Annotated in this window: 6 protein-coding genes and 1 pseudogene; 3 read left to right on the top strand and 4 right to left on the bottom strand. The window is 72.2% G+C overall.

Going from position 1 to position 5,443, the window contains the following annotated elements:
- Window positions 1–39: 39 nt before the first annotated feature.
- A complete protein-coding gene (locus GT042_RS02660) occupies window positions 40–621 on the bottom strand; it encodes a DNA-3-methyladenine glycosylase I (protein WP_161307087.1) in 582 nt (193 codons plus the stop codon).
- Window positions 618–971 (bottom strand): DivIVA domain-containing protein, encoded by a 354-nt coding sequence (locus tag GT042_RS02655; RefSeq protein WP_161307086.1) that lies wholly within the window; start codon window positions 969–971, stop codon window positions 618–620. The genes GT042_RS02660 and GT042_RS02655 overlap by 4 nt, the downstream gene beginning before the upstream one ends.
- Window positions 972–1,108: 137 nt before the next feature.
- On the opposite strand from GT042_RS02655, the gene folP reads away from it, so the two are divergent.
- The gene (gene folP, locus GT042_RS02650; protein WP_161307085.1) at window positions 1,109–1,978 is read left to right on the top strand and encodes a dihydropteroate synthase; all 870 of its coding nucleotides are present in this window, start codon (window positions 1,109–1,111) and stop codon (window positions 1,976–1,978) included.
- Window positions 1,979–1,987: 9 nt separating this feature from the next.
- On the opposite strand, the gene GT042_RS02645 is transcribed toward folP, so the two are convergent.
- Together GT042_RS02645 and dapE are read right to left on the bottom strand one after the other, a co-directional pair.
- Window positions 1,988–2,737 carry a TIGR00730 family Rossman fold protein gene (locus GT042_RS02645; protein ID WP_161307084.1) on the bottom strand — a complete coding sequence of 250 codons (750 nt, stop codon included), beginning with the start codon at window positions 2,735–2,737 and terminating at the stop codon, window positions 1,988–1,990.
- A gap of 148 nt (window positions 2,738–2,885) precedes the next feature.
- Window positions 2,886–3,965: a succinyl-diaminopimelate desuccinylase gene (dapE, locus tag GT042_RS02640; protein ID WP_161307083.1), complete on the bottom strand. Its 1,080-nt coding sequence runs from the start codon at window positions 3,963–3,965 to the stop codon at window positions 2,886–2,888.
- 91 nt (window positions 3,966–4,056) lie between these two features.
- Between dapE and GT042_RS02635 the strand changes: the two genes are divergently transcribed.
- A complete protein-coding gene (locus tag GT042_RS02635) occupies window positions 4,057–5,049 on the top strand; it encodes a hypothetical protein (RefSeq protein WP_161307082.1) in 993 nt (330 codons plus the stop codon).
- Window positions 5,050–5,337: 288 nt separating this feature from the next.
- A pseudogene (locus GT042_RS38635) lies at window positions 5,338–5,443 on the top strand (ATP-binding protein); the annotation flags it as partial.

The raw sequence follows: 5,443 nt of genomic DNA, 5'->3' as shown, positions 1-5,443 counted from the left end.
AGCCCGTCCGGCGATTGAGGACATCGGTAAGCGCAACGGTCAACGGAACTCGCAGCCCAAGACGTGATCGTTGACCAGCCCACACGCCTGCATCAAGGCATACGCCGTCGTCGGGCCCACAAACCGAATCCCCCGCCCCTTGAGCGCAAGCGCAAGCGCCGTCGACTCCTCCGTCACCGCCGGAACATCCGCCCCCGTCCGCGGCGCCGGACGCGTCGTCGGGTCCGGGGCGTGGGACCAGATCAGGGCGTCCAGCTCCCCCGGCGACCACCCCGCCAGGACCCCCGCGTTCGCCAGGGTCGCGTCGATCTTCGCGCGGTTGCGGATGATCCCCGGGTCCGCCAGCAGCCGCGTACGGTCCGCGTCCGTGAACTTCGCCACAGTCGCGATGTGGAAGGAACCGAACGCCGCCCGGAACCCCTCCCGCCGCCGCAGGATCGTGATCCAGGACAGCCCGGACTGGAACGCCTCCAGGGAGATCCGTTCGAAGAGCGCGTCGTCGCCGTGGACGGGCCGGCCCCACTCGGAGTCGTGGTACGTGACGTAGTCCTCCGCGGATGTGCCCCACGGGCAGCGCAGCCGCCCGTCCGCTCCCGCCACCGCCCCCGCGGCAGGGGTCATCGGGGACCCTCCCAGCCGGGCTTCTTGAAGAGGTCGGGCGAGGAGACCGCCGTCGCCTGGGCCCCCGCCAGCGCCGCCTCCAGCTCGGCGATCCGCGCGTCGCGCTCCGCGAGTTCCGCGCCGAGGCGCCCGAGGGCGTCGTCCACGTCGGCCATGCGGTAGCCGCGCAGCGCGACGGGCAGCCGCAGCGCCTCGACATCCGCGCGGCCGACCGGGCGTGTCGCGGGCAGCGGGTCCACCAGCTGTTCGGGCGCGACGTCGGGCAGGACCGCGCGGTCCCCGCCGCCGACCACCGCGAGGGTGACCCCGGCGACGACCACGACCATCGCGATGAGCAAGAACAAGAACACGTGCTTCTCCCCGGGCAGGAAACGTCCGGTGCCGATCGTGCCATGGGATCGCGCCCGGGACCGACCCCGCGCCTCCGACCTTCGCGTACCGCTCGGTCTAAGGTCGCAGGCGAGTGGACGTGAGGAAGGAAACACGCATGCGCGGGACCCTGCGGCTGGGACGGCGGGAATTCGGGGCGGACGAGCCGGTGATCATGGCGATCGTGAACCGGACCCCCGATTCCTTCTACGACCAGGGCGCGACCTTTCGCGACGAGCCCGCCCTCGACCGCGTGGAGGAAGCCGTCGCGCAGGGCGCCGCGATCATCGACATCGGCGGGGTGAAGGCCGGCCCCGGTGCCGAGGTGACCGCCGAGGAGGAGGCGCGCCGTACGGTCGGCTTTGTCGCCGAGGTCCGCCGGCGCCACCCCGGGGTGGTGATCAGCGTGGACACCTGGCGCCACGAGGTCGCCGAGGCCGTCTGCGAGGCGGGGGCGGATCTGCTGAACGACGCGTGGGGCGGCGTGGACCCGAAGCTCGCCGAGGTCGCCGCGCGGTACGGCGTCGGCCTGGTGTGCACCCACGCGGGCGGCGCCGCGCCCCGGACGCGTCCGCACCGGATCGCGTACGACGACGTGATGGCGGACATCCTGCGCGTCACGCTGGGGCTCGCGGAGCGCGCGCGGGCGCTGGGGGTGCGGGAGGACGGGATCCTGATCGACCCGGGCCACGACTTCGGGAAGAACACCCGGCACTCGCTGGAGGCGACCCGGCGGCTGGGGGAGATGGCAGACACCGGCTGGCCGGTGCTGGTGTCGCTGTCGAACAAGGACTTCGTCGGGGAGACCCTCGACCGGCCGGTCAAGGAGCGGCTGATCGGCACGCTCGCGACGACGGCGGTGTCCGCGTGGCTGGGGGCGCGGGTCTACCGCGTCCACGAGGTGGCGGAGACCCGACAGGTGCTGGACATGGTGGCGTCCATCGCGGGCCACCGGCCCCCGGCGGTCGCCCGCCGGGGACTGGCGTGACAAAAAGGACTACTTGCCGGTCTCCTTGGTGACCAGCGCCACCGCTTCCTCCACGTCGTCGGTGAGGTGGAAGAGCAGAAGGTCCTTCTCGGACGCCTTGCCCTGCGCCACGACCGTGTTCCTCAGCCACTCGACCAGGCCGCCCCAGTACGCCGTACCGAAGAGAACGATGGGGAAGCGGGTGACCTTGCGTGTCTGTACGAGGGTCAGGGCCTCGAACAGTTCGTCCAGGGTCCCGAGGCCGCCGGGCAGGACCACGAATCCCTGCGCGTACTTCACGAACATCGTCTTGCGTACGAAGAAGTAGCGGAAGTTCACGCCGATGTCGACGTGCGGGTTGAGCCCCTGTTCGAAGGGCAGCTCGATCCCGAGGCCGACGGAGACGCCCTTCGCCTCACGTGCCCCCTTGTTCGCCGCTTCCATGGCGCCCGGGCCACCGCCCGTGATGACCGCGAATCCGGCCTCGACCAGGGCACGGCCGATCCGCGTGCCGGCCTCGTACTCGGGTGTGCCGGCCGGGGTGCGGGCGGAGCCGAAGACGCTGATCGCGCTCGGCAGTTCGGCGAGGGCGCCGAAGCCCTCCACGAACTCGGACTGGATGCGCATCACCCGCCAGGGGTCGGTGTGCACCCATTCCGAGTCGCCCTCGGTGTCCAGCAGCCGCTGGTCGGTCGTGCCGGCCTGTACCTGTTCCCGGCGGCGGATCACCGGTCCGAGCCGCTGCTCCTCCGGCTTTCGCGCTCCCTCAGGCATGCCCATGAGCTGCTCCCTCCGCTGCGGTGCTTGGTTCTCGGCAAGGGTAGGTCCACGGACGTGACAAATGGCGAAATTCCGGTGGTCGGCAGGGCGGAGAGCCGGCGTTCCCGCCACCCGCCCAGGTAGCCGTCCAGGAATGCGCGGCCTCGTGTCAGGCGGTGAGCCACTCCCGCAGCCGGTTCTCGCAGTGGGTGATCCGCTCCACGGCCACGTGTTCGTCCCGCTTGTGGGCGAAAAGGGGGTTGCCGGGGCCGTAGTTGACCGCGGGGATCCCGAGCCCGCCGAAGCGCGCCACGTCCGTCCAGCCGAACTTGGGCCGGGCCGTGCCGCCGACCGCCGCCATGAAGGCCGCCGCGGCGGGGTGGGAGAGCCCGGGGAGGGCCGCCCCGGAGTGGTCGTCCACGACGAACTCCGCGACACCGCAGTCCGCGAAGACCTCGTGGACGTGGGCCAGGGCCTCCGCCTCGCCGAGGTCGGGGGCGTACCGGTAGTTGACGGTGACCGTGCAGGAGTCGGGGATGACGTTGGTGGCGACACCACCCTCGATCCGTACGGCGTTGAGGCCCTCCCGGTACTCCAGTCCGTCGATGACGGGCCTGCGGGGCTCGTACGCCGCGAGCCTGGCGAGGATCGGCGCGGCGGCGTGGATCGCGTTGGACCCCATCCAGCCGCGCGCGGAGTGGGCGCGTTCGCCTTCCGTACGGAGGAGGACCCGCAGGGTGCCCTGGCAGCCGCCCTCGACCTCGCCGTCGGAGGACTCCAGCAGGATGGCGAAGTCGCCCTCCAGCCAGTCGGGGTGGGCCTCGGCGACGTGCCCGAGGCCGTTGAGGTCGGCGGCGACCTCTTCGTTGTCGTAGAAGAGGAACGTGAGGTCGCGGTTGGGCTCGGGGACCGTCGCGGCGATGCGCAGCTGGACGGCGACGCCCGACTTCATGTCGCTGGTGCCGCAGCCCCACAGGATGCCGTTGTCGTCGAGCCGGGAGGGCACGTTGTCCGCGATGGGGACGGTGTCGATGTGTCCGGCCAGGATGATCCGCTCGCCGAGGCCCCGGTTCGTACGGGCCACGATGTTGTTGCCGTACCGCTCGACGGTCAGGTGCGGCAGCGGGCGCAGCGCCAGCTCGATCGCGTCGGCGAGAGCCTTCTCGTCGCCGCTGACCGAGGGGAAGTCGACGAGGGCGGCGGTGAGCGCCGGTCCGTCCAGGGTGAGGTCGAGCGCGGTGTCGGACATGGACAGGACCCTAGACGAATCGTCCGGGGCGGGGGGAACGGGACCCTGACGGGCGAGATCCGGACGGGGGACCCTCCAGTACGGTGGGCGCGTGTCCGACACCGTCTCCCCCTCCCGTCGTGGCCGCCCCCTGCGGATCGCGGCCGCCTTCGCCGTCCTGCTGGGCCTGGTGGCCTATGTCGTGGTGCAGTACGTGACCGGGGGCGGCGGCCCGCCCCGGTGCACGGTCCGGGCGGCGGGCGCGGGCAGCGGCGACGGCGGGCCCACGTACGAGATGACGCCGGAGCAGGCGGCCAACGCGGCGGTGATCTCCGCGGTGGGCACCACGCGCGGGCTGCCGGAGCGCGCGGTCACGATCGCGCTGGCGACGGCCCTCCAGGAGTCGGCGCTGCGGAATCTGGGGCACGGCGACCGTGACTCGCTGGGCCTCTTCCAGCAGCGCCCCTCCAAGGGCTGGGGTACGACGGCGCAGATCCAGGATCCGGTGTACGCGGCGGGGCAGTTCTACGACCATCTGGTCAAGGTGCCGGGTTATTCGCGGCTGCCGCTGACCGAGGCCGCGCAGCGGGTGCAGCGCAGTGGTTTCCCGCAGGCGTACGCGAAGCACGAGCCGGACGCGGCGCTGCTGTCGGCGGCGCTGACCGGCCGGGCGGCGGCGGCGCTGACCTGTTCGTCGCTGGAGAGCGCGGTGGCGGGTGATCCGGCGAAGGTACGGGCGGAGCTCGTGCGGTCGTTCGGTCCCGGCGTCCTGCCCAAGGACGCGAGCGTGTCGGCGGGGACGCCCGCCCATGAGGTGTTCGTGCCGGTGGGGTCGGTCGTGAAGTCCGAGGCCGGGAACGCCGGGGACGGGGACGCGGCCGGCCGTACGGCGAAGGACGGGGCGGCGGCGCGGCGCGGCTGGGAGCTGGCGCAGTGGGCGGTGGCGCAGGCGGCGGTCCTGCGGATCGACGAGGTGTCCTACGCGGGCCGGGTGTGGAGCGCGAAGGACGCGGGGCAGGGCTGGCGTACGGACGACGGGGCGGGGTCCGGTGCGGCCGCGAGGGCGACGGGCGCCGCGAACGTCCAGATCCGTACCGCGCGGTAGTTCGGACCGTCACCCGTACGAGTCCCCCGGGGGTCGCCGGGACCGTCTTTCTGCCAATGAATCGAACGGTGTGGGCCGTCCGGGTCGCTTCCCTTGCGGCGCCTGGGAAGGGACGGTTCGCCACCCGCGACGGAACACACTTGTTTGCCCGTTTTTATCCGGGGCGGCCCCGGCGCCGCATTACCAACTCTTTACCCGGGCGCACCGCAACTTCCGCCGCCCTTCGAGGGGTTGTCACAGTGTCCGATCGACGGACAAGCACTGTTTCTCTCCCGTCAAAGGAGCACCATGTCCCTCCCCCTGACCCGTCGGATCGCCCGTGCCGCGCTGCTCGTCGCGGCGGGCGCAGCCCCCGTGGTCGGTGCGGCCGGCTCCGCAGGCGCCGCGGCCCTGC

The sequence above is a fragment of the Streptomyces sp. SID3212 genome (genome assembly GCF_009865405.1).
Taxonomy (GTDB): Bacteria; Actinomycetota; Actinomycetes; order Streptomycetales; family Streptomycetaceae; genus Streptomyces.
This window is presented reverse-complemented; position numbering and strand designations above follow the sequence as displayed.

Excerpts from the sequence above, each read along its gene's own strand:
- GT042_RS02660 (WP_161307087.1), bottom strand. The coding sequence starts at position 621 with ATGACCCCTGCCGCGGGGGCGGTGGCGGGAGCGGACGGGCGGCTGCGC.
- folP (WP_161307085.1), top strand. The coding sequence starts at position 1,109 with ATGCGCGGGACCCTGCGGCTGGGACGGCGGGAATTCGGGGCGGACGAG.
- GT042_RS02645 (WP_161307084.1), bottom strand. The coding sequence starts at position 2,737 with ATGGGCATGCCTGAGGGAGCGCGAAAGCCGGAGGAGCAGCGGCTCGGA.
- dapE (WP_161307083.1), bottom strand. The coding sequence starts at position 3,965 with ATGTCCGACACCGCGCTCGACCTCACCCTGGACGGACCGGCGCTCACC.